The following is a 21,598-nucleotide window of genomic DNA, read 5'->3' on the forward strand; positions in this document are numbered from 1 at the left end:
CATTGAACAGCAACCGATAGTAGCCCCCCATGGGCGCCCCACCGATGACGTTCGGCGGAACCGGTCGCGGCGGGCCGGTTTGGAATCCTGCGTCGGCGTTGGGTACAGTCTTGAAACGCAGGCGACGGAACTGGCGATCCCACGACTGTTGTTTGCACGCCGATGTAGCTCAATGGTAGAGCCCCTGTCTTCCAAACAGGCTACGCGAGTTCGATTCTCGTCATCGGCTCCATCGAGAAGCCCCGCACTGTCAGTGCGGGGCTTTTTCGTGTCCGCGTACTCTGGACGGTGTCCGAATTGTCCGTACAACCGGGCATGCACCGTCGGCGGAAGGCCCGCAGTGGAAATAATCCTGATCGTCATCGTCGTCGCCGCAGTGGCCCTGTTGGTCCTGCGAAGCAAGAAGAACTCGGCTGCGGCGGCCGAAACCGCGCTGGCCGACGCCAAGGCCGATGCTCGCCAGTCGATCGAACGCCTGGGCGGTCAGGTCTACCACCTGATCGGCACCGACACACCGTCCAAGCAGGCCCTGGCCGATGCGTCCGAACGCAACATCGCTGCCGGTTCGCAGATCGACCAGGCCACCACCCCCGAACAAGCCAGACTGGCCAAACAGACCGCGCTCGAGGGCCTCTATTACATCCGCGCCGCACGACTGGCCATGGGCATGGATCCCGGCCCGGAGGTGCAGGGCATCGACGGCCAGCAACAGGCCGGACGCGTCACCGAAGAACGCAAGGTCGACTTCGAGGGCCGTGAGATCGCGGCATCACCGGATCCGTCCGATCGCACCCCCAACTACTACCCGGGTGGCCGTGTCGCGGGCCGTCCGGTGCCCGCGGGCTGGTACTCCGAGCCGTGGTGGCGTCCCGCCCTCGTCGCCGGTGCATGGGGAATGGGATCGATGTTCCTGTTCTCGGCGATGTTCTCCGGCATGGCCGGCGTTCCGGCCGAGTCCGCGGCCGGCGGCGAGACGGGAGCCGACGGTTCGGACGGCGGTAGCGGCGACGACCTCGGCGGCGATACGGAATACGGTGCCATGGACGACGGGGGCGGCGGCATGTTCGACGGCGGAGGCGATTTCGGCGGGGGCGGCGACTTCGGCGGCTTCTAGGTCGCCTGACAGACCGGGCACCAGAACAGATTTCGCGCCTGCATCACCGAGTGCAGGATGTCGGCACCGCACACCCGGCAGGGATATCCCTGCCTGCGGTAGACGTACGAGCGCGGTCGCCGCGCACCGTAGGTGTCGCCGTGATCGTCCTCGGGCCGGATGGTGATGATGCGACCGCGTCGAACACCGATCTTCATCAGTTCCACGAGGTCGAGCCAGATCGCGTCCCATTCTGCTCGATCGAGGTCCTTGCCCGGTCGCATCGGGTTGATCTCGTGCCGGAACAGAATTTCGGCGCGGTAGACGTTTCCGACTCCGGCGAGCACCTTCTGATCCATCAGCAAGGTTCCGATTGCCGTGCGCGACTTGGAGATTCGCCCCCACGCTCCGTCCGGGTCCGCGTCCTTGCGCAGGGGGTCCGGTCCCAGGCGCGCCGCCAGGGCGTCGACCTGCTCCTCGGTGTAGATCTCGCAGGCCGTGGGTCCGCGCAGGTCGGTTCCGTACTTCTCCCCCACCATGCGCAACCGCACGGCACCCACCGGATCGTTCAGCGGCACAGATTGTTCGGTGAACTTCCCGTACAGGCCGAGGTGGATGTGCACGATCAGATCCGACTCGTATCGGTGCAGCAGATGCTTGCCCCAGGCCTCGGCCTTCTCCAGTACGAGACCGTCGATCAGCGCGGCACCGGAGGTGAAGCGCCCCTGCGGACTACTCGCCTCGACCGGTGCCCCGCCGAACCGACGTTGATGCAACCGAGCCAGTCGGTGCAGAGTGTGCCCCTCGGGCACCTACTCGGGCTTTCCCGGCACGACGGGTGCCTCGCCGCTGCGTTCGTACTCGGACAGAATGTCGACGCGGCGCTGGTGGCGCTCCTCGCCCGAGAACGGGGTGCCGAGGAAGGCGTCGACGATGGCGAGGGCCTCGGGGAGGGTGTGCATGCGGCCACCGATGCCGATGAGCTGAGCATCGTTGTGCTCGCGGGCCAGCTTGGCGGTCTCTACGCTCCACGCCAGCGCGCAGCGAGCGCCCGGCACCTTGTTGGCAGCGATCTGCTCGCCGTTGCCGGAACCGCCGAGCACCAGGCCACGGCTACCCGGGTCGGCGACGACGCGACGTGCTGCGTCGATGCAGAATGCCGGGTAGTCGTCGACGGGGTCGTAGTCGAAAGCACCGCAGTCGACGGGCTCGTGCCCGGTCGCCGTCAGGTGTTCGATGATCTGATTCTTGAACTCGAGGCCGGCGTGGTCGGCACCCAGGTATACGCGCATGCCTAGAGTCTGACAGGTGAACTCCGAAGCCGAGAAATTCGCCGGTGTGGACGGCGCGAAAGGCGCGTGGGTGGTCGCGGTTCTGGCCGAGACCACGTTGACGTGGACCGCGTGCGCGTCGGTGACGAAGGTGCTCGAGGTGACAGGGGACTGCGCTCGGGTGGGCGTCGACATGCCACTGTCGTTGCCCGAGCACGGCTATCGCGTCAGCGAACTGGAGGCGAAGACGTTTCTCGGTACGGCGCGCAGCTCCATCTTCCACACGCCGGTCGCAGGCGTGCTCGACGCCGAGTCGTATCCCGAAGCGTGTGCCGTTTCTCGGCAGCTCACCGGCAAAGCGATCAGCAAGCAGACGTGGCACATCCTGCCGTCGGTGAAGGCGTGGCGGGATGCGGACGTCGATCGGGACAGGTACATCGAGGTACATCCCGAATGCTCGTTCCGGGCCATGTCCCCGGCGACGGTCTTCTCTTCGAAGAAGACCGGCCGCGGTGTCGGACAACGACTGGCCTCGATGATGCGATGGAGCGAACACGTCGATCTGGCGGATCTGCCGCCCGGACCCGCCGTCGACGACTTCCTCGACGCGGCCGCAGCGGCGTGGTCGGCGCGACGCTTCCACCTCGGCGAGCATCTGACGTTCGGTACCGCGGACGGCAAGGATCGAATCGTGGTCTAGCGCCCCCGTGCGTGAAATCTCTACTCCTGCTACGAGTTTCCACGCACGAGGGGAAGCGCGATCAGTCGAACTGCGGGTCCTCGTTGCGGCTGCGCTTGAGCTCGAAGAAGTGCGGGTACGACGCGAAGATCACCGATGCGTCCCACAGTTTGCCTGCCTCTTCGCCACGTGGGATTCGGGAGAGCACAGGGCCGAAGAAGGCCACGCCGTTGACGTGGATGGTCGGGGTGCCGACATCGGGTCCGACCTTGTCCATGCCTGCGTGATGGCTGGTCCGCAGGTCCTCGTCGTGGTCGGTGCTCTCGGCTGCCTTCGCCAGGTCACCGGGCAGGTCCAGTTCCGCCAACGACTCCGCGATGACGACGTCGAAATCCTTGTTGCCCTCGTTGTGAATTCGCGTTCCCATGGCCGCGTACAGCGGGTCGAGGATCTCGTCACCCTTCAGCTTCGCTGCGGCGATCGCAACGCGGACCGGACCCCAGGCCTTCTTCATCATCGCGGCGTACTCCTCGGGCAGATCGCGGCCCTCGTTGAGTACTGCCAGGCTCATGACGTGGAAGTTCACATCGATGTCTCGCACCTGCTGCACTTCGAGAATCCACCGCGAGGTGATCCAACACCACGGGCACAGTGGGTCGAACCAAAAATCCGCAGTGTCTTTCTGTCCTGAACCGGCCACTGTCCTACTCCTTGGAAGTCGAGGTCAACGTGTCTTCATTGCGTAACAACCGCACACCGCGCAGACATTCCGCACGGCCCGTCGGCCAGCGCGGGGTACGCGTGTCGTGATGGGATGGACGGCACTATCCATAACTACACGAAGAGGTGTCGACTGAAGTGGTTGCTCCCAACCTGACGCGTGACCAAGCCTCCGAGCGTTCGGCGATCATCGGGGAAACGAAGTACGCGATCGTTCTCGATCTCACCGACGGCGAGGGCAATCCGGGCGAGAAGACTTTCCGCTCGCTCACCACCATCACGTTCGCGGCCACCGCCGGGGCGTCGACTTTCGTGGACATCATCGCGAGCACGATCCGCTCCGCGACGCTCAACGGCACCGGTCTCGATACCGCGAACTACGACGAGTCGACGGGCCTGGCGCTCGAGAATCTGGCCGAGCACAACGAGCTCGTCATCGACGCCGACTGCCTGTACTCGCACACCGGAGAAGGTCTGCACCGCTTCGTCGACCCGTCCGACGATTCGGTCTACCTGTACTCGCAGTTCGAGACCGCCGATGCCAAGCGCATGTTCGCCTGCTTCGATCAGCCCGATCTCAAGGCCACCTTCGATGTGAAGGTCACCGCGCCGGAGAGCTGGGCCGTCATCTCCAATGCTGCGCACGCCGCCGAGCCTGCAGCGGGCGAGCACGTGTTCGACACGACCCCGTCGATGAGCACCTACCTCGTCGCGCTGATCGCCGGGCCGTACGCGGAGTGGACCGACTCGTACACCGACGACCACGGCACCATTCCCCTCGGAATCTATTGCCGCGCATCGCTTGCCGAGCACATGGACGCGGAACGCCTGTTCACCGAGACCAAGCAGGGCTTCGGTTTCTACCACGAGAACTTCGGCACTCCCTATGCCTTCGGAAAGTACGACCAGCTGTTCGTGCCCGAGTTCAATGCCGGCGCGATGGAGAATGCCGGTGCCGTCACGTACCTCGAGGACTACGTCTTCCGGTCCAAGGTGACACGCGCCTCGTACGAGCGTCGCGCCGAGACCGTGCTGCACGAGATGGCACACATGTGGTTCGGCGACCTGGTGACCATGACGTGGTGGGACGACCTGTGGCTCAACGAGTCGTTCGCGACGTTCGCTTCGGTGCTGTGCCAATCCGAGGCAACCGAGTACACCAACGCGTGGACCACCTTCGCCAACGTCGAGAAGGCCTGGGCGTACCGCCAGGACCAGCTGCCGTCGACGCATCCCATCGCCGCCGATATTCCCGATCTCGCGGCCGTGGAGGTCAACTTCGACGGCATCACCTACGCCAAGGGCGCCAGTGTGCTCAAGCAGCTGGTGGCGTACGTCGGTAAGGAGGACTTCCTCGCCGGCTTGCGGGCGTACTTCGTCGATCACGCCTTCGGCAACGCCACGTTCTCGGATCTCCTTGCTGCACTGGAGAAGTCGTCGGGACGCGATCTGTCCGATTGGGGTGCCCAGTGGCTGCGCACCACCGGCCTGAACACCCTGAGTCCGGATTTCGACGTCGACGCCGACGGCAAGTTCACCCGCTTCTCGGTGCTGCAGACCGGTGCGGCCCCGGGCGCGGGCGAGCATCGCGTACACCGCATCGCGGTCGGCATCTACGACGACGTCGACGGCAAGCTGGTGCGCACCGACCGCGTCGAACTCGACCTCGATGCCGCCGAATCGACGAATGTCGACGCGCTGGTGGGTGTCTCGCGCGGCAAGCTCGTTCTGGTCAACGACGACGACCTGACGTACTGCGCGGTGCGTCTCGACCCGGATTCACTCGAGGTCCTGCTTTCCCGAATCGGCGACATCGCCGAACCACTCCCCCGCACCCTTGCGTGGTCGGCGGCCTGGGAAATGACTCGATCCGCCGAGATGAAGGCGCGAGACTTCGTTGCCCTCGTCCAGCGCGGAATCGGCGGTGAGACGGAAGTGGGTGTGGTGCAACGTCTTCTGCTTCAAGCGCAGACCGCCATCACCAGCTACGCCGATCCGGCGTGGGCAGCCGAACACGGTACCCCCGAGTTCGCCGACGCTCTGCTCGAGCTGGCCCGCGGGGCCGAGGCAGGCTCGGATCACCAGTTGGCCTTCGTCAACGCCCTCACCGGCATCGAACTCGGCGATCGCCACATCGAGGTGCTGCGCGCATTGCTCGACGGTGACGTCGACGGTCAGTCCCTGTCCGGTCTGGGAGTCGACACCGATCTGCGGTGGCGCATCGTCACGGCCCTGGCCGGTGCCGGTGCCATCGACGCGGATGGACTTCAATCGCCGGTCATCGACGCCGAGGCGGGCAAGGACAACACCGCTGCCGGGGCTCGATCGGCTGCGGCGGCACGTGCTGCACGCCCGAGCGCGGAGGTCAAGGAACAGGCGTGGACCACAGTGGTCGACGACGACGCGGTGCCGAACATCACCGCTCGCTCGATCATCGGCGGCTTCGCCGGCCCAGGTCAGGGCGAGCTGCTCGAACCGTATGTCGCTCGCTACTTCGACGCCATCGAGGGTGTGTGGTCTCGTCGATCCAGCGAGGTCGCGCAGACCGTGGTGATCGGGCTGTATCCGTCCTGGTCGATCAGTGAGCAGTCACTGGCGGCCGCGGACGGATTCCTGGACGGCGATCTGCCGCCCGCCCTTCGGCGATTGGTGATCGAGGGACGGGCCGGCGTCGTCCGCGCTCTCGCTGCGCGGGAGTTCGACGCGAGCTGATCTCGACGGCACAGACGACGAGGGCCGGTTGCCCACCGCGAGGTGGACAACCGGCCCTCGTCGTGGAAGCGCGGTAGGGAGGTGAAGAGTTACGGGCTGAGGATGGATGCGGTCATCACCCGGACGGCCGTGACCAGACCGTCGATGAGATTGCCGTCGCGGAACGGACCGAGCGCGGCGGTGACACCCAACTGTGCAACCCGGTCGGTCGCACGGTTGGACACTCGCCTGCCGGTGCGGATCTCGAGAGCATGCCGATTGGGGTCGACGGCGATCAGGACCGAACGGATGGCATCGGGTGTGCCGGGGAACACCGAATCCGCACCCGCAGCGGGATCGACGCCGAGATCACCGATGTAGACGTTGAACCGGATCTTGGTCTGTCGAATCGCCTGCGTGAGTGCATCGTCGAGTGCAACCAGGTCCTGCGTCGCGAACGGCAGGTGCTCTGGGTTGGTCGTCCCGAATTCGTGAGCAGCCGAGATGCGGCCGCTCGCGGTGAGGGCAGCACCCACGGGCAGGTCTTCTTCTCTGACGTCACTGCGGACGAGTTCACCACTTGCCACTTGCGGAACCTCCGATCGAGTCGGCTGTGTCGGCACCGTGCGAACCGTGACCTCCGAAAGGAGTCACCTCGTCCGTAGCAGTCCACAGCAATGGCTCGCGCGTCCACTCGTCCGTCAGTCGGTAGGGCGGAACGTCCATACCGGGCTGCTTGTCGGTCAAGTAGGACAACGCGCCGAGGAGTCCGATCACCGCAACCGGAATCACCCCGAATATCAGCGTGGTCTCAAAAATGCTCACAGGGTGTGACGTTAGTCGACAATTGCGCGTCGGACCACGTCGGGGCCGGTGTTGTGACCGAAAAGTGCAGGCGTGCCCGAGTCAGGCAGCGCCCTCACCGAGGTACGCGAGCCAACTGGGATCCAGCTCCTTCGTCGTCGCCAACAGTCGCCAGTGCGGACCCTTCGGCGGCACCAACTGGGCGCGCAACGTCCAGCCGATCTCGCTGAGCAGTTTGTCCGCTTTACGATGGTTGCACGAGGCGCAGCAGGCGACACAGTTCTCCCACGAGTGGCCACCTCCGCGGCTACGCGGAACCACGTGGTCGACGGTCTCGGCCTTGCTTCCGCAGTATGCGCACCGGAACCGATCGCGGTGCATCAGCGCCTGTCGTGTCATGGGTACCCGGGCTCGATACGGAACACGGACGAACGTCCGCAGTCTGATCACCGACGGCACCTGCACCGAGCGGTCGGCCGACCGGATGAACGGCCCCTCCGGATCGTCGTGCACCACATCGGCCTTCCCACAAACGAGAAGAACCACCGCCCGGCGCATCGGAAGCGCGGTCAGTGGTTCGAATGTGGCATTGAGGAGCAGCACACGGCGCTTGACCCACGCCGGTACGGCGTCGTCGCCCGTGGCACTGTGGGCCGTCGGCACCACACGCAGCGGAGAAGCCCCCGAGGCCGTCTCACGCTGGTCGTGCGTGGTGCGGCCCTCAGTGGGCGGGAGTTGTCGATGGCGGTGTTGCGAGTTCTTCATGCGTTGCTCCAGAAACAGTCGGCGCCCGCGCATGGCTTGCGTGGAACACGAGTCACAGTGGAACACGAATGCACCCTCCTCGCACAGCCTTTTTCCCGGCATTTTCTGTTGCCGATCGGTGAACATCTCGCATCCTCGCGTTCACGAACGACGAACGACGGCTTCATGCGCTGCGTGACTGGCAAGATTTCTGCGTCTCCGTAGACTTTTCGGGTGTCTGTATCAACCTTCCTGTCCGCATCGTCCCTCTCCGAACCGTCGCTGTTGCGAGATCTCGACACCCGAGCGTTCGAGCTGACGGAGACCGGACGCGACTGGTTGGTCGATCGTCCGCTGCAGGCCCTTGGCTATCTGGCCCTCGCCATCGTGCTGCGCCTCGTCCTGCACAAACTGATCGATCGATTCACCCGCAACAACGTCGGGAAGTCTCCGACGCTGCTGCGTCCGCTGCGCGAGCGTTCGTCGAGCACCGTCAAGGGCGCGATTCTCAACGAGCGACGCAAACAGCGTGCCAACACGATCGGCTCGGTGCTCAAGTCCGCCGTCTCGGTCATGATTCTCACGTGGTTCGTGCTGTCGGTGCTCGACGTCGTGGGGGTCAACGTCGCTCCGTTCATCGCCTCGGCCGGAATCGTCGGCGTCGCCCTCGGCTTCGGTGCGCAGAATCTGGTCCGAGATTTTCTGTCGGGCATCTTCATGCTCCTCGAGGACCAGTACGGGGTGGGCGACGTCGTCGACCTCGGTGAAGCGACCGGCACGGTCGAGAGCGTCGGGCTACGCGTCACGACGATCAGGGATGTCAACGGCACCGTGTGGTACTGCCGCAACGGCGAGGTGCTGCGCGTGGGCAACATGAGCCAGGGCTTCGCGGTCGCCGTGCTGGATCTGCCCGTCTCCCACACGGCCAACATCGACGAGGCCCGCGCAGTCGCCGAACGCACCACGCTGACGGTGGTGGAATCGAAGGACTTCGCCGATGACATTCTCGAACCGCCCGAGATGCTCGGTGTCAACGCGGTCAGCGCCGACACCGTCACCATCCGCATCACGATCAAGACCCGCCCCGGACGCCAGTGGGCCGTACAGCGCAGACTGCACCAGGAGATCCTCCAGGCGTTCGACGATGCCGACATCAAGGCACCGTACGCACTGGGTCGCCCGGGTGGGGTCGTGGCCGAGCGAGGCAGCTGAGGGACAATGAACGTGACCGACGCCGACCAGGAACGAACAGAGAGAGTGTGATGACCGAACAGCAGCAGACGTTCTACGACGCGGTAGGCGGTGCCGAGACGTTCCGGTCACTCACGGCGAAGTTCTACGAGGAAGTCGCCAAGGACGAGATAGTGCGGCCGTTGTACCCCGAGGAGGATCTGGCACCGGCCGAACGGCGGATGCGGATGTTTCTCGAGCAGTACTGGGGCGGTCCCCGAACCTACTCCGACGAGCGCGGCCATCCTCGACTTCGCATGCGCCACAACCCGTTTCGGATCGGACCGATGGAGCGAGACGCGTGGCTGCGCTGCATGCACATCGCGATCGCGTCGATCGCCCCCGAGGTCATGGACTCCGCGCACCGAGCCCAGTTGATCGACTACATGGAGATGGCCGCCAATTCGATGATGAACTCGGCGATCTGACGGCCCCGAAAGCGCAGCGGGCTACAGCGATCCGACGCGCTGCGGGCTCTTGCCACCGACGGCGACCTTGAGCTTGCCCACCCGCGCGCGAACGGAGCCGGCCACCTTGAGCGCGAAGCTCATGGGAGCGGGTAGGTGCTGGCGCAGGATGGCGTGCTTGCGTACGTAGTTCTCCACGTGCCACTCCGACCAGGTGCCCGCACGGAACAGTGCGGCATCGCCGGGAAGCAGGGTGCGCGGTGCGTGATCCTCACTCGACACGGTCACCGAACCGTCCATGATGTGCACGATCTCGTCGACGGCGAAGTACCACCGGAAACGTCCTGCCGTGCAGTCCCACACGTTGGTGGTGGTGGTGCCGTCGATGCTCTTCGACCACTCGGCGAGGCGAGCCTGCGGGTTTCCTTCGAGAATCCAGGTCGGCTCGATGGGGCTGTCGTTCAGCGCGATATCGCCGAGTCGTACGGCTTCGATGGTCGAAGTGATCATGGTTTCCGTCGCGTCCTCACCGTCGGGCGCGGCTTCCGCCGCTACTGGTTCCAGGAGCAGAACATACAACACTTTCCCAACGAACCGGCAGGAGTCGGTCATGTGAATGAGCACAAAGCTTTACTGTTCGTTGACCTACGAGGCTGCCTCCTGTCGTGCCCGAACGCCCCTGAATCGTTCTGCGGCCGATCGTTTGGCACTATTGCCCCTTGTGACCGATCCGATCGAAAGCTCCGAGCTGTTGTGGTGGCAGGACGCCGTCTTCTACCAGATCTATCCCCGCTCGTTCGCGGACTCCAACGGTGACGGCATCGGTGACCTCGACGGAATTCGCGACAAGCTCGGCTACCTGGAGCTGCTGGGAATCGACGCAGTCTGGATCGGACCCATCACCCGGTCGCCCATGGCCGATCACGGGTACGACGTGTCGGATCCGCGTGACATCGACCCCCTGTTCGGCAACCTGGAGATCTTCGACGCGTTGGTCGACGAAGCTCATGCGCGCGACATCAAGGTCACGATGGATCTGGTGCCCAATCACACCAGCAGCGAGCACTCGTGGTTCCGATCGGCCCTGGCGGCGGCCCGCGGTAGCGCCGAGCGAGCCCGCTACATCTTTCGAGACGGACGAGGTGACGACGGCGCGCAGCCGCCGAACAACTGGCCGAGCATCTTCGGTGGCCCGGCCTGGACCCGGATCACCGAGCCCGACGGATCCCCCGGCCAGTGGTACCTGCACATCTTCGCGCCCGAGCAACCGGATCTGAACTGGAACAACCCGGAGGTGTTCGACGACTTCGCGCGCACCCTGAGATTCTGGCTTTCCCGCGGCGTCGACGGCTTCCGGCTCGATGTGGCACACGGTATGGCCAAACCCGTCGACCTGGCCGACATGAGTCTCGAACTCAACGCGTTGATGAAGAACGACGACGACGATCCCCGGTTCAACAATCCTCGGGTCCACGACCTGCATCGACGCATCAGAGCCGTCATGGACGAATACCCCGAAGCGGTGACCGTGGGCGAGATCTGGGTGCAGGACAACGTGCGCTTCTCCGAGTACATCAGGCCCGACGAGCTGCACCTGGGTTTCAACTTCCGGCTGGCCAGTGTCGATTTCGACGCCGCAACCATCCGCGATGCCATCTCCAATTCCCTTGCCGCAGTGGAACTGGTCGACGGAACTCCGACGTGGACGCTGTCGAATCACGACGTCGAGCGTGAGGTCACCCGGTACGGCGGTGGGGACCTCGGTCGGGCGCGCTCGCGCGCCATGATCCTCGTCGAATTAGCCCTTCCCGGAACGATTTTCGTGTACAACGGTGCCGAACTGGGGCTGCCGAACGTACAACTGCCCGACAGTGCGTTGCAGGACCCGGTGTGGGAGCGATCCGGGCACGCCGAGCGTGGCCGCGACGGCTGCCGAGTGCCGATGCCGTGGGAGGGGCACACACCACCGTTCGGGTTCTCCTCCACCGATCGAACCTGGTTGCCGATGCCGCCCGAATGGGACGGGTACACCGCCGAGGCGCAACTCGAAGACGTCGATTCGATGCTGAGCCTCTATCGGACGGCGTTCGAGCTGCGGGCTCTACGTCCGGAATTCACCGGTAGCGGAGTCGACTGGTACGGATCTCCTCCCGGCTGCCTGGCATTTCGTCGACGCGGTGGCCTGATCTGCGCCTTGAACGCGTCGGACGAGTCGATCCCGCTGCCTCCCGGCGAGTTGTTGCTGGCCAGTGCTCCGCTGGTGGACGGCAGGCTTCCGGCGAACGCTGCTGCGTGGCTCGTCTAACGCTCGACGGTGAGCGACAACTGCTGTCCCGCGCGACGAGCGAAGACCGAGCCGTAGCGGGCATCGAGGCGTAGCCAGACCTTCGACACCCGCACACGAACCACCTCGTCGGGCGCGATCCGATCCGGGTCCACGTCGACTGTCATCGGATCGGTGCCACTGTGTGGAACGAAACCCATTGCGGTGAGCGCGAATACCGTTCGCATGGAAATCGAGACGTCGTCGCTGTCGCCCGCGACGTGCAGAACTTCCTGTTCGAGCAACGAACTCGGCGGTCCGTGACTGCTGCCGTGTTCCTTGGCCAGCGCGACGCCCCGTTGCGCGAGCTCCACGAGCACCCTGGCGGGCACATCGTCGACGTGGCCGAATCCGCCGTCCGGCGGCAGGGCACCGCGCCAGGCGGAATCCATCGAGAATCCCGGGTCGATCACACCGTCGACCGCCTGCTGGACTGCCGCGACCAACACGTCGGCACCGGCGCTGGTGTCGTCGGGCACCACGGTTCCGGTGATCACCCGAGCCGCGAGCGCATCGAAACCCGTTGCGGCCCAGCAGGACACACCGCCGCCCGCACGGGTCCGCATACGGATCACCGCAGCTTCGTCCAGACGCAGCGCCCTGGTGCAGAACGTCGCGAGGTTCTCCCGCTCGACCGCATCGGGCACGGTCAGTACGCGCTCATACACGCTGCCAGCTCAGGAGAAACTCACGCTCGGTCGGGGTGAGCCGACGCAACCGCTGCGCATCGATATCGAACGCCGCGATCTGCGTCGAGGCCACCACGGCCGCGGGAGTGTCCAACGACGCTCCCCGGGCTCGTACCTCGTATCCGACGACGAAGTCCACCGCCCGCACCGCGTCGATCCACATGAACACATCGAGGGGGCCGTCCTCGTGCCGGAGCTGGCCTCGATACTTCACGTGCAGATCCGCGATCACCGCGCCGTGGCGCAGGTTCGCCGTCGGCCTCCCGTCCACCAACAGCCAGGGAATGCGTGCCTCTTCGAGAAGAGTGACCATCCGGGCATGGTTGATGTGTTGATACACATCCATGTCCGACCACCGCACGTCCACGGTGGCATGAAAGCCCACTCGCTCGGTTTCAGGTCGCTTGTCGGACAGATGGGCGTCGGGCACACTCACGTGGTCGTTTCCTCTTCTCGGTCGAGTATCGGCGGTATCGCCCGTGGCGATGTGGTGCTGAAGGTCAGGGCACCATGTTGCGGACCTGTCGGGCAGCGACCGACAGGGTGGCCAGGTCGAGGGTTCCCGACTCGGCGATTTCGGTCAACGCCGCACGAGACCTCGCCAGACGAGACGAGTTGGTCGACTCCCATTCGGCGATCTTCTCCGCGACCGACTCGTCCGGCTCGCCGCCCGCAAGCACCGCCTGGGTGATTCCCCGCAACGAGGAATACAGATCGTCGCGAAGAGCCAAGCGCGCCAAGGAATGCCAACGGTCTCCGCGGGCCAGCTTGGACACCGCGGTGAGCAACCAGTCGATACCGATGTGCGCATCGAGGGCGAAGTAGAGCTCGGCGACCTCGGCTCCGTCCCGGTCGACGATGTCGGCGATATCGATGATGTCGAGTAGGCAGTACACATCGAGCAAGCCGTAGATCCGGCGCGCCAGCTCGGCCGGCGCGCCGCGTTCGATCGCCGCAGCCGATCGAGAGTCCAGGTCGCTGGCTTGATGCCCGGAGATCCACCTGGACACCGACGGTTGCAGTGCCCGCACCTGACCGGCGTACCGACTGATCTCGGCGCCGACGGCCAGCGGCTGCGGACGGTTGGCGAGCAGCCAGCGCGAGACACGGTCGAGCATGCGACGCGACTCGAGCAACAGTTCGGCCGAGACCGCAGTCGGCACGTCCGCGGCCCTGATCGAGTTCCACACCTCGTCGAGTCCGAATATCTCGGTGGCGGCGGCGAAGGCACGGATGGCGTCGGTGCCTGCTGCACCCGAATCCTCGGTCAATCGGTAGGGGAACGTGATGCCGCCGCAGTCGATGGCCTCGTTGGCCAGCGTCGTGGCCACCAGCTGCCGCCGGAGAGGATGCGTGGTGATCGCGGCGGCATACGGCTCTCGCAGCGGCTCGGGGAAATACTTGGGCAGCCGCGGAGCGAAGACGTCACTGTCGGGCAGTTCGCTGTCGAGCAGTTCCGCCTCCAACGCCAGCTTCACGTGAGCCATCAACGTCGCGAGTTCCGGCGAGGTCAGCCCGCGGCCGTCCTGCTTGCGACGCCGTAGATCCGCCTCGGTCGGTAGCGCCTCCAGCTCGCGGTCGAGACCTCGGCGCACTTCCAGATCCTCGATCACCCGACTGTGCACGGTGACCAGGCTCGGTGCGTCGAACCTGGAGGTGCCGAGCAGTTCGTTCTGCATGATGTTGTCCCACAACACCAGCCGGCCCACCTCGTCGGTCATGGACGCGAGCAGCTCGTCCCGATCCTCGCGCGCGAGGTTGCCGTTGGTGATGGCCGTCTCCAACAGGATCTTGATGTTGACCTCGTGATCGGAGCAGTCGACACCCGCGGAGTTGTCGACGGCATCGGTGTTGATCTTGCCTCCGGCAGCGGCGTATTCGATGCGGCCCAGTGCGGTGGCTCCGAGGTTGCCACCCTCCCCCACCACGGCGGCGCGCACGTCGATTCCGTCGACCCTCACCGTGTCGTTGGCCTTGTCACCGACCTCGGCATTGGTTTCGGTGGACGCCTTGATGTACGTACCGATTCCGCCGTTCCACAGCAGATCGGCCGGGGCCCGAAGGATCGCGTTCACCAGCTCCGGTGGTGACAGCGCGACCACGGAATCCCCCAGCCCGAGGGCAGCGCGCGCCGCCGCACTGATCGGGACCGACTTGCGCGTCCGCTCCCACACGCCGCCGCCCGCACTGATGAGCGAGGTGTCGTAGTCCGCCCACGACGACCGCGGCAGTGCGAACAACCGCTCCCGTTCGGCGAACGAGGACTCACGCTCGGGGTCGGGATCGAGAAAGATGTGCCGGTGATCGAACGCGGCGAGCAGGCGAATGTGCCGGCTGAGCAACATGCCGTTGCCGAACACGTCCCCGCTCATGTCGCCGACGCCGACGACTGTGAAACCCTGGCTCTGCGTGTCGATTCCGAGCTCACGGAAGTGGCGTTTGACGCTCTCCCACGCACCCTTGGCGGTGATGCCCATGGCTTTGTGGTCGTAGCCCGCCGAACCACCGGACGCGAAGGCGTCGCCGAGCCAGAAACCGTATTTCGCGGCAACGTCGTTGGCCATGTCCGAGAAGGTCGCGGTGCCCTTGTCCGCGGCAACGACGAGATAGGTGTCGTCTCCGTCGCGGCGCACGACTCCGGTGGGAACCGTCACCGTTCCGGTAGCGCGGTCGAGATTGTCGGTGATGTCGAGCAGCCCGGCGATGAACAGGCGGTAGCAGGCCTTGCCTTCCTCGGCGTGGGCCTGGCGATCTCGATCGGCGTCACCGGTCACGGCAGGGGGCCTCTTGACGACGAATCCGCCCTTGGCTCCGACCGGCACGATGACGGCGTTCTTGACCATCTGGGCTTTGGCGAGTCCGAGGATTTCGGTCCGGAAGTCCTCACGTCGATCCGACCAGCGCAGTCCGCCGCGGGCAACGGCTCCGAATCGCAGGTGCACACCTTCGACGCGGGGCGAGTACACGAAGATCTCGAACTTCGGCTTCGGCTTGGGCAATTCGGCGATCGATTGCGGATCGAACTTGAGCGAGAGGTACTCGCGATGTTCGCCGTCGACCCCCACCACGAAGTAGTTGGTGCGCAGGGTCGCGCGGATCAACTCGAACATGCTGCGCAGAATTCGGTCGGCGTCGAGACTGACGACCTGGTCGATCAGTTCACCCAGCTGGGTGCCGATCGACTGCGCGTTCTCCTCCGAACTCGCCTCGGGATCGAACTGCGCCTCGAACAACCCGACGAGCAGCCGCGCAGTGCGCGGGTGTGTCAGCAGCACACCCTCGATGTTGAACTGGCTGTAGGGAAAACCGGCCTGGCGCAAGTACTTCGCGTACGCGCGTAACACCACTGCCTGCCGCCAGTGCAGGCCGGCGCGCATGACCAGCTCGTTGAACCGGTCGGCCTCGGCCTCGCCGCTCCACACCGCCGCGAACGCATCGGTGAATCGGTGCTGCACTCGACTCTCGCGATCGGCGGTGCCCGCCTCGGACAACTCCGCGTCGATGTCACCGTCGATTGCCGAACGCAGCATCTCGCGCGAGGCAGAGAGCCCGAAATCGTAGATCCAGCACGACATTCCGTCCGGCCGCACCACAGGGTACGGCCGTTCGTCGTCGACCTCGACGCCGAGACTCTGCAGGATGGGCAACACCTGCGACAGCGAGACACCCGCGCCGCCGATGTACAGCGAGAACCGCCAGCTACCCACGGCCGACTGCTCGTGGCGGTAGAGCTGCATGTCGATCGACTCGTCGCCGAGCCCTTCGAGGCGAGCGATGTCGGTCACGGCCCGAGCCGGACTGAAGTCCTGCTTGTAGGCCTCGGGGAAAGCCTCTGTGTAGCGCTGAATCCGCAGCGGGTCCACGGTGCGGTCCAGCGAGACCGCGTCGCCGAGGGCGTCCTCCCAGGTTCTGGTGGTGTCGGTGAGAGCCGCCTCGATCCGGGTGATGTCCTCGGCGGCCAGCTCCGTCGATGCCGTTCCCGGCGTGCGGCGGACGGTCACGTGCAGCAGCGCCAGGTCCGATTCCGTCACGCGCGCCGTGTAGTCGAGAGAAGTGCCGCCGAGCTCACGGAGCAGCCGATCCTGAATGGCCAGCCGAACACGGGTGGTGTAGCGATCTCGCGGCAGGTACACCAGGGCGGAGACGAAGGATCCGCCGGCATCGGGCCGCACGAACAGCTTGACCTTGCGCCGACGGCCCAGTGCCAGAACAGCACTCGCGGTCTCGAACAGCCAGGACGCCGAGGTGGCGAACAGTTCCGAGCGCGGCATCGACTGCAGCACTTCGAGCATCGCCTGACCCGAGAACGACCCGAGATCATGGCCGGCCCGGGCGATCACCGAGCGCACCCGACGCTCGATCACCGGAATGTCGAGCACGTTCTCGTGCAGCGCCGTCACGGTGAAGACGCCGACGAAACGGTGTTCGGCGGAGTTCTCGGCGTCGAGAACACTGACGAAGTAGGGGTAGACGGCGCGGTGCACCGTCGCCGGACTCGCTCCCTGCGTCAGGGCGACCAGGTCGCGCTGACCGAGCGGCTCCGAACCGTGCACGTCGTGGGCCGCGTCGCGCAACACCCCGAGGCTGCTCGACTCCTCGCCGGTGGCCGTCCGTGCACCGTCGACGCCGCCGAGCCGGTACCGGCGGTAGCCGAGGAGCGTGTAGTGACCGTCGCCGAGCCAGCGCAGCAACGCGGCTGCGTCGCGATGTTCGACGGCGGTGTCGGACTCCGCATCACCGGCCCGCTCGGCCGCGCCGTCGAGCAGATCGGCGACCTCGGCCTGTACCCGACGCATGCGCTCGGTGTCGCCGACGACCTGACGCACGTCGGCCAACACCCGGCTCGCCTCCGACTCCACGCGGTCGAGGGCCTCCGCGGACGTGGACGGATGCAGCTGGACGTGAATCCAGGATTCGCGTCGACCGTCGGCGATCGGACCCGTCAGCTCGCCGTCCGCGTCGCGGGCGACCGACAGAATGGGATGGACCACGTCGGTGTACTCGATGCCGAGTCGGGACAGCAGCGAGATGACCGACTCGACGAGGAGCGGCATGTCGTCGGTGACGATCTGCAGATAGCTGCCCGCGGCCTGATGGGCGGCCGAACTCGACTCGCTGGGTCGGTGCACCGCTACGTTCGCGGTCTCGGGCAGCCGCTGAGCGGCCAACCGGACGTGCCGGTGAAAGGACGTGGTGTCGGGAGTGTGTGCGGACGCTCCGACGGCCGTCGTGTCCACGTGCTCGAAATACTCGGCTTGCAGTGTCGCCAGCTCGGCCAGGAGTCGGTCGTCGAGGCCGTCGGCCCAGTCGTTGTCGGGCAGGTCCAGCGAGCGTGGCATGGTGTTCGAGTACTCCCTCGTGAGGATTTTCCCGACGCCCGCCGATCGCCGGTCGTCGATGACTCCTCGACCTTAGTGTCGAACACCCTTTTACCGCAGTGACCTCGCTGAGCCGGCGCGTGGCGAACTACTTCGCGACGAGATACTCCGCGAGAAGGTTCCTCTCGTCCTCCGACAAAGGACGAGAGGAAGACGTCGCGAGATCGAAGGCAACCATCAGTGCTTCGGCATCCGCGCAGACTTTTCCGTCCCGGTCGGTCACCACGTGCCGGACGCCGTACGAGGTGGTCCCGATGCGGGTGATCCACAGCTCGATCGTCAGCGGACCCGAGTCGTCGAGAATCGGATGCAGAAAATCGGTGGTGAGTTTCCGCACCACCGCTGCGCCGCGCACACCCGGACCCCCGAAGACCGCGTTCAGGAACTGAACGCGGCCCTCCTGGAGGTATTCGACGAACCGGGTGTTGTTGACGTGGCCGAGACGGTCGGAATCACCCCACCGCACCTGAAGTGTGCAGGTGAAGGTTTTCGCCGGCATGTCAGTCTCTGGTCAGCTTTCGGTGCGTGACGCGATGCGGGCGAGCCGCGTCGGGTCCGAGGCGTTCGACCTTGTTGGCCTCGTAGCCCTCGAAGTTGCCCTCGTACCAGTACCAGGCAGCTTCGTTGTCGCCGAAGCCACCTTCCCACGCCAGGATGTGCGTGCAGGTGCGGTCCAGGAACCACCGGTCGTGGGAGATGACCACGGCGCAGCCCGGGAATTCCTCGAGAGCGTTCTCGAGAGATCCGAGCGTTTCGACGTCGAGGTCGTTGGTCGGTTCGTCGAGCAGGATCAGGTTGCCGCCCTGCTTGAGCGTCATCGCCAGGTTCAGACGGTTCCGCTCACCACCGGAGAGCACTCCGGCAGGCTTCTGCTGATCGTGGCCCTTGAACCCGAACGAGCTGATGTACGCACGCGACGGGAACTCGGAGCTGCCGACGGTGATGAAGTCCAGACCGTCGGAGACCGTCTCCCACACCGTCTTCTTCGAGTCGATGCCCGAGCGGTTCTGGTCGACGTAGCTCAGCTTGACGGTCTGACCGATCTTGACCTCGCCGCCGTCCGGCTCCTCGAGCCCGACGATGGTCTTGAACAGCGTCGTCTTACCGACGCCGTTGGGGCCGATGACGCCGACGATGCCGTTGCGGGGCAACGTGAACGAGAGATCCTTGATCAGCACGCGGCCGTCGAAGCCCTTGTCCAGGCTCTTGACCTCCACCACGACGTCGCCGAGGCGCGGCGGGTTGGGGATCTGGATCTCGTCGAAGTCGAGCTTCCTGGTCTTCTCGGCCTCGGCCACCATCTCGTCGTAGCGAGCCAGACGAGACTTGCTCTTGGCCTGACGTGCCTTGGCACCGGAACGAACCCAGGCGAGCTCGTCCTTGAGGCGCTTCTGCAGCTTCTGGTCCTTCTTGCCCGAGACCTCGAGACGCTCGGCCTTCTTTTCCAGGTACGTGGAGTAGTTGCCCTCGTACGGGTACAGGTGTCCGCGGTCGACCTCGGCGATCCACTGCGCGACGTGGTCGAGGAAGTACCGGTCGTGAGTGACGGCGAGAATGGCGCCTGCGTATGCGGCCAGGTGCTGTTCGAGCCACAGCACACTCTCGGCGTCGAGGTGGTTGGTGGGCTCGTCGAGCAGCAGCAGGTCGGGCTTGCTCAGCAGCAGCTTGCACAGCGCCACGCGGCGCTTCTCACCACCGGAGAGGTTGGTGACCGGCGACTCGGGCGGCGGGCAGCGCAGTGCGTCCATGGCCTGTTCGAGCTGGGAGTCGATCTCCCAGGCATCGGCGTGGTCGAGCTTTTCCTGCAGCTCGCCCATCTCTTCCATCAGCTCGTCGGAGTAGTCGGTTGCCATCAACTCGGCGATCTCGTTGTACCGCTTGAGCTGGACCATCGTCTCGCCGAGACCGTCCTCGACGTTCTCGCGAACGGTCTTGGTGTCGTCGAGGACCGGTTCCTGCATGAGGATGCCGACCGAGGCACCGGGAGCGAGGAACGCCTCACCGTTTCCGGGCTGATCGATTCCCGCCATGATCTTGAGGATGCTGGACTTACCGGCGCCGTTGGGGCCGACGACGCCGATCTTCGCTCCCGGATAGAAGCTCATCGTCACGTCGTCGAGGATGACTTTGTCGCCGTGCGCCTTGCGCACCTTCTTCATGGTGTAAATGAATTCAGCCATGACGCCCAGCTTATCGGTGCGAGTGGGTCTCCGGCACCACCGCCCGAGCGCGCAGCCGCCGCCCGCACTCGATCGAGGTTCCGATGCAGCGCGGACGGCGGATGCCGGGAGACCGTCAAGCCGGAACGGACTCGCGCACGTCGTCCTCGATGCGATCGTGGTCCCGATCCTCGTCCACAGGTTCGGTAGCTCCCGGATCGCCGTCCGTCGCAGCCTCGGGTGCCACCGCTTTCGTCCGATGGATCGAGACGTTGCAGCGCGCGAGATCCGGTCCGACGGCGCTGGCCCGCATCTCGAGATCCGCGCGTTCGACCCCGTCACGGTTGGTGTACTCGTTGGTCCGCAGCTGCCCGTAGGCGATGATCGGGTCGCCCTTCATCAGCGATGCTCCGACGCCGCGCACGAGGCGACGCCAGCACGTGACCGTCAGGTAGAGGGTTCCGCCGTCGGTCCACTCGCCGGTGTTGCGATCCTGACGTCGGGCGTTACTGGCCATCCGGAAGCTGAGGACCTCGTCGCCGGTGGGTGTGGAGCGCTTGACGGGATTGGTGATGACCGTTCCGACAACTGCGCACTGTGCTTCGTACATGGTGTGTTCCCCCTCGATCGATGTCGCGTGGTTGCGATCGAGATCGACACTGCTACGCGGAAGACGTCCGTGGTGAACGAGTCGGCGAAATGTGGACAACCGGCCGGCCTGTGGATGAAGCACCCGAATCGGGGCCCGCGCAACCCGAGAATGTCGGGACCGTGTGCTAGTCGGGAATTTCGGCGTACATGTGGCCGTCGAGCTCGGGGATCACTCGCCCCGCAGTGAGCAAAGCAACCAGGGCCGCAGTCGAATCGGCGTCCGGAACCGCGACGGTAAGTACCGCGGACGCGCCGTAGGAGGTGCCGACGACGAAAACCCCGTGCCCGCGTAATTCCGATTCCACGCGACCGACCTCGGCATGGTCGAGTTCGAGAGTCATGATCTCGCGTCGTTCCCGGGTCAGGAACATCGCACCGGCCAACGCCTCGGCCACCGCTCCGCCGTAGGCACGGGCAAGTCCGCCGGTGCCCAGCTTGGTTCCTCCGAAATATCTGCTGACGACCGCGACGACGTTGGTCAGGTGATGCCCGCGCAGCACGTCGAGCATCGGTGTACCTGCCGTCCCGCTCGGTTCACCGTCGTCGTTGGACCGCTCGATGCGCGGATCCGGCGGCGACACATCGACGATGAACGCCGAACAGTGATGTCCGGCAGCAGGATCGGCCTTGCGGGCCGCCTCGATCACAGCTCGCGCCTCGGCTTCCGTGGCCGCGCGATCGACGACCGCGAGAAACCTCGACTTCTTGACCTCGATCTCGCACTCGACACGACCGGCGATGGTACGCAGTGGGATCACC

The 21,598-nt window shown here is 65.3% G+C and carries 20 protein-coding genes and 1 tRNA gene; 7 read left to right on the plus strand and 14 right to left on the minus strand.

Translation table 11 applies throughout. The annotated features are described in order from the left end of the window. Positions 1 to 158: 158 nt before the first annotated feature. A tRNA-Gly gene (locus R3P93_RS08720) sits at positions 159 to 232 on the plus strand. A gap of 108 nt (positions 233 to 340) precedes the next feature. Further along, positions 341 to 1,114, plus strand: coding sequence for a DUF1542 domain-containing protein (locus R3P93_RS08725; RefSeq protein ID WP_149406250.1), 774 nt, complete (start codon positions 341 to 343; stop codon positions 1,112 to 1,114). Here R3P93_RS08725 and R3P93_RS08730 read toward each other — a convergent pair. Together R3P93_RS08730 and R3P93_RS08735 are read right to left on the minus strand one after the other, a co-directional pair. Further along, positions 1,111 to 1,905 carry an Fpg/Nei family DNA glycosylase gene (locus R3P93_RS08730; RefSeq protein ID WP_317532801.1) on the minus strand — a complete coding sequence of 265 codons (795 nt, stop codon included), beginning with the start codon at positions 1,903 to 1,905 and terminating at the stop codon, positions 1,111 to 1,113. The two genes, R3P93_RS08725 and R3P93_RS08730, sit on opposite strands and share 4 nt — an antisense overlap. Continuing rightward, positions 1,906 to 2,385 carry a ribose-5-phosphate isomerase gene (locus R3P93_RS08735; RefSeq protein WP_068052539.1) on the minus strand — a complete coding sequence of 160 codons (480 nt, stop codon included), beginning with the start codon at positions 2,383 to 2,385 and terminating at the stop codon, positions 1,906 to 1,908. A gap of 16 nt (positions 2,386 to 2,401) precedes the next feature. Between R3P93_RS08735 and R3P93_RS08740 the strand changes: the two genes are divergently transcribed. Then, positions 2,402 to 3,064 carry a DUF429 domain-containing protein gene (locus R3P93_RS08740; RefSeq protein WP_149406252.1) on the plus strand — a complete coding sequence of 221 codons (663 nt, stop codon included), beginning with the start codon at positions 2,402 to 2,404 and terminating at the stop codon, positions 3,062 to 3,064. Between the two features lie 61 nt (positions 3,065 to 3,125). On the opposite strand, the gene R3P93_RS08745 is transcribed toward R3P93_RS08740, so the two are convergent. Continuing rightward, positions 3,126 to 3,743: a mycothiol-dependent nitroreductase Rv2466c family protein gene (locus R3P93_RS08745; protein ID WP_068052542.1), complete on the minus strand. Its 618-nt coding sequence runs from the start codon at positions 3,741 to 3,743 to the stop codon at positions 3,126 to 3,128. 158 nt (positions 3,744 to 3,901) lie between these two features. On the opposite strand from R3P93_RS08745, the gene pepN reads away from it, so the two are divergent. Next, positions 3,902 to 6,475: an aminopeptidase N gene (gene pepN, locus R3P93_RS08750; RefSeq protein ID WP_149406253.1), complete on the plus strand. Its 2,574-nt coding sequence runs from the start codon at positions 3,902 to 3,904 to the stop codon at positions 6,473 to 6,475. Between the two features lie 89 nt (positions 6,476 to 6,564). Here pepN and R3P93_RS08755 read toward each other — a convergent pair whose 3' ends face one another. The 3 genes from R3P93_RS08755 to R3P93_RS08765 all read right to left on the minus strand — a co-directional run bounded on the left by R3P93_RS08755 (position 6,565) and on the right by R3P93_RS08765 (position 8,023). Next, positions 6,565 to 7,041, minus strand: a complete 477-nt coding sequence (locus R3P93_RS08755; RefSeq protein ID WP_149406254.1) for a DUF5130 family protein — start codon at positions 7,039 to 7,041, stop codon at positions 6,565 to 6,567. Then, positions 7,028 to 7,279, minus strand: a complete 252-nt coding sequence (gene ctaJ, locus R3P93_RS08760; protein ID WP_068052560.1) for an aa3-type cytochrome oxidase subunit CtaJ — start codon at positions 7,277 to 7,279, stop codon at positions 7,028 to 7,030. The genes R3P93_RS08755 and ctaJ overlap by 14 nt, the downstream gene beginning before the upstream one ends. Positions 7,280 to 7,360: 81 nt before the next feature. Continuing rightward, positions 7,361 to 8,023: an HNH endonuclease gene (locus tag R3P93_RS08765; protein WP_176460278.1), complete on the minus strand. Its 663-nt coding sequence runs from the start codon at positions 8,021 to 8,023 to the stop codon at positions 7,361 to 7,363. Positions 8,024 to 8,254: 231 nt separating this feature from the next. On the opposite strand from R3P93_RS08765, the gene R3P93_RS08770 reads away from it, so the two are divergent. Next, complete coding sequence (locus tag R3P93_RS08770) at positions 8,255 to 9,214, plus strand: mechanosensitive ion channel family protein (protein ID WP_317532875.1); 960 nt, start codon at positions 8,255 to 8,257, stop codon at positions 9,212 to 9,214. 50 nt (positions 9,215 to 9,264) lie between these two features. After that, positions 9,265 to 9,660: a globin gene (locus tag R3P93_RS08775; RefSeq protein WP_317532802.1), complete on the plus strand. Its 396-nt coding sequence runs from the start codon at positions 9,265 to 9,267 to the stop codon at positions 9,658 to 9,660. A 21-nt stretch (positions 9,661 to 9,681) separates the two neighbouring features. Here the strand turns inward: R3P93_RS08775 and R3P93_RS08780 are convergent, their stop codons facing one another. Beyond that, positions 9,682 to 10,149: a cupin domain-containing protein gene (locus tag R3P93_RS08780; RefSeq protein ID WP_149406255.1), complete on the minus strand. Its 468-nt coding sequence runs from the start codon at positions 10,147 to 10,149 to the stop codon at positions 9,682 to 9,684. A gap of 211 nt (positions 10,150 to 10,360) precedes the next feature. Here R3P93_RS08780 and R3P93_RS08785 point away from each other — a divergent pair, with 211 nt between their 5' ends. Then, positions 10,361 to 11,944 (plus strand): glycoside hydrolase family 13 protein, encoded by a 1,584-nt coding sequence (locus R3P93_RS08785; protein ID WP_317532803.1) that lies wholly within the window; start codon positions 10,361 to 10,363, stop codon positions 11,942 to 11,944. Here the strand turns inward: R3P93_RS08785 and R3P93_RS08790 are convergent. The 7 genes from R3P93_RS08790 to R3P93_RS08820 form a co-directional block, all read right to left on the minus strand. Next, the gene (locus R3P93_RS08790) at positions 11,941 to 12,630 is read right to left on the minus strand and encodes a hypothetical protein (RefSeq protein ID WP_037193180.1); all 690 of its coding nucleotides are present in this window, start codon (positions 12,628 to 12,630) and stop codon (positions 11,941 to 11,943) included. The genes R3P93_RS08785 and R3P93_RS08790 overlap by 4 nt on opposite strands. Next, positions 12,623 to 13,087 (minus strand): acyl-CoA thioesterase, encoded by a 465-nt coding sequence (locus tag R3P93_RS08795; RefSeq protein ID WP_317532804.1) that lies wholly within the window; start codon positions 13,085 to 13,087, stop codon positions 12,623 to 12,625. Before R3P93_RS08795 ends, R3P93_RS08790 begins: the two co-directional genes overlap by 8 nt. A gap of 64 nt (positions 13,088 to 13,151) precedes the next feature. After that, on the minus strand, positions 13,152 to 17,990 hold the full coding sequence (locus R3P93_RS08800) for an NAD-glutamate dehydrogenase (RefSeq protein WP_317532805.1): 4,839 nt from the start codon (positions 17,988 to 17,990) through the stop codon (positions 13,152 to 13,154). 127 nt (positions 17,991 to 18,117) lie between these two features. Next, positions 18,118 to 18,528 (minus strand): acyl-CoA thioesterase, encoded by a 411-nt coding sequence (locus tag R3P93_RS08805; RefSeq protein WP_149406259.1) that lies wholly within the window; start codon positions 18,526 to 18,528, stop codon positions 18,118 to 18,120. 1 nt (position 18,529) lies between these two features. Then, positions 18,530 to 20,209, minus strand: coding sequence for an energy-dependent translational throttle protein EttA (gene ettA / locus R3P93_RS08810; RefSeq protein WP_032402531.1), 1,680 nt, complete (start codon positions 20,207 to 20,209; stop codon positions 18,530 to 18,532). 115 nt (positions 20,210 to 20,324) lie between these two features. Next, positions 20,325 to 20,798, minus strand: a complete 474-nt coding sequence (locus tag R3P93_RS08815; protein WP_269593755.1) for a single-stranded DNA-binding protein — start codon at positions 20,796 to 20,798, stop codon at positions 20,325 to 20,327. Between the two features lie 166 nt (positions 20,799 to 20,964). Further along, a complete protein-coding gene (locus R3P93_RS08820) occupies positions 20,965 to 21,597 on the minus strand; it encodes an IMPACT family protein (protein ID WP_317532806.1) in 633 nt (210 codons plus the stop codon). Position 21,598: the final 1 nt, after the last annotated feature.

The sequence above is a fragment of the Rhodococcus cerastii genome, assembly GCF_033042195.1.
In the GTDB taxonomy this organism is placed as follows: Bacteria; Actinomycetota; Actinomycetes; order Mycobacteriales; family Mycobacteriaceae; genus Rhodococcoides.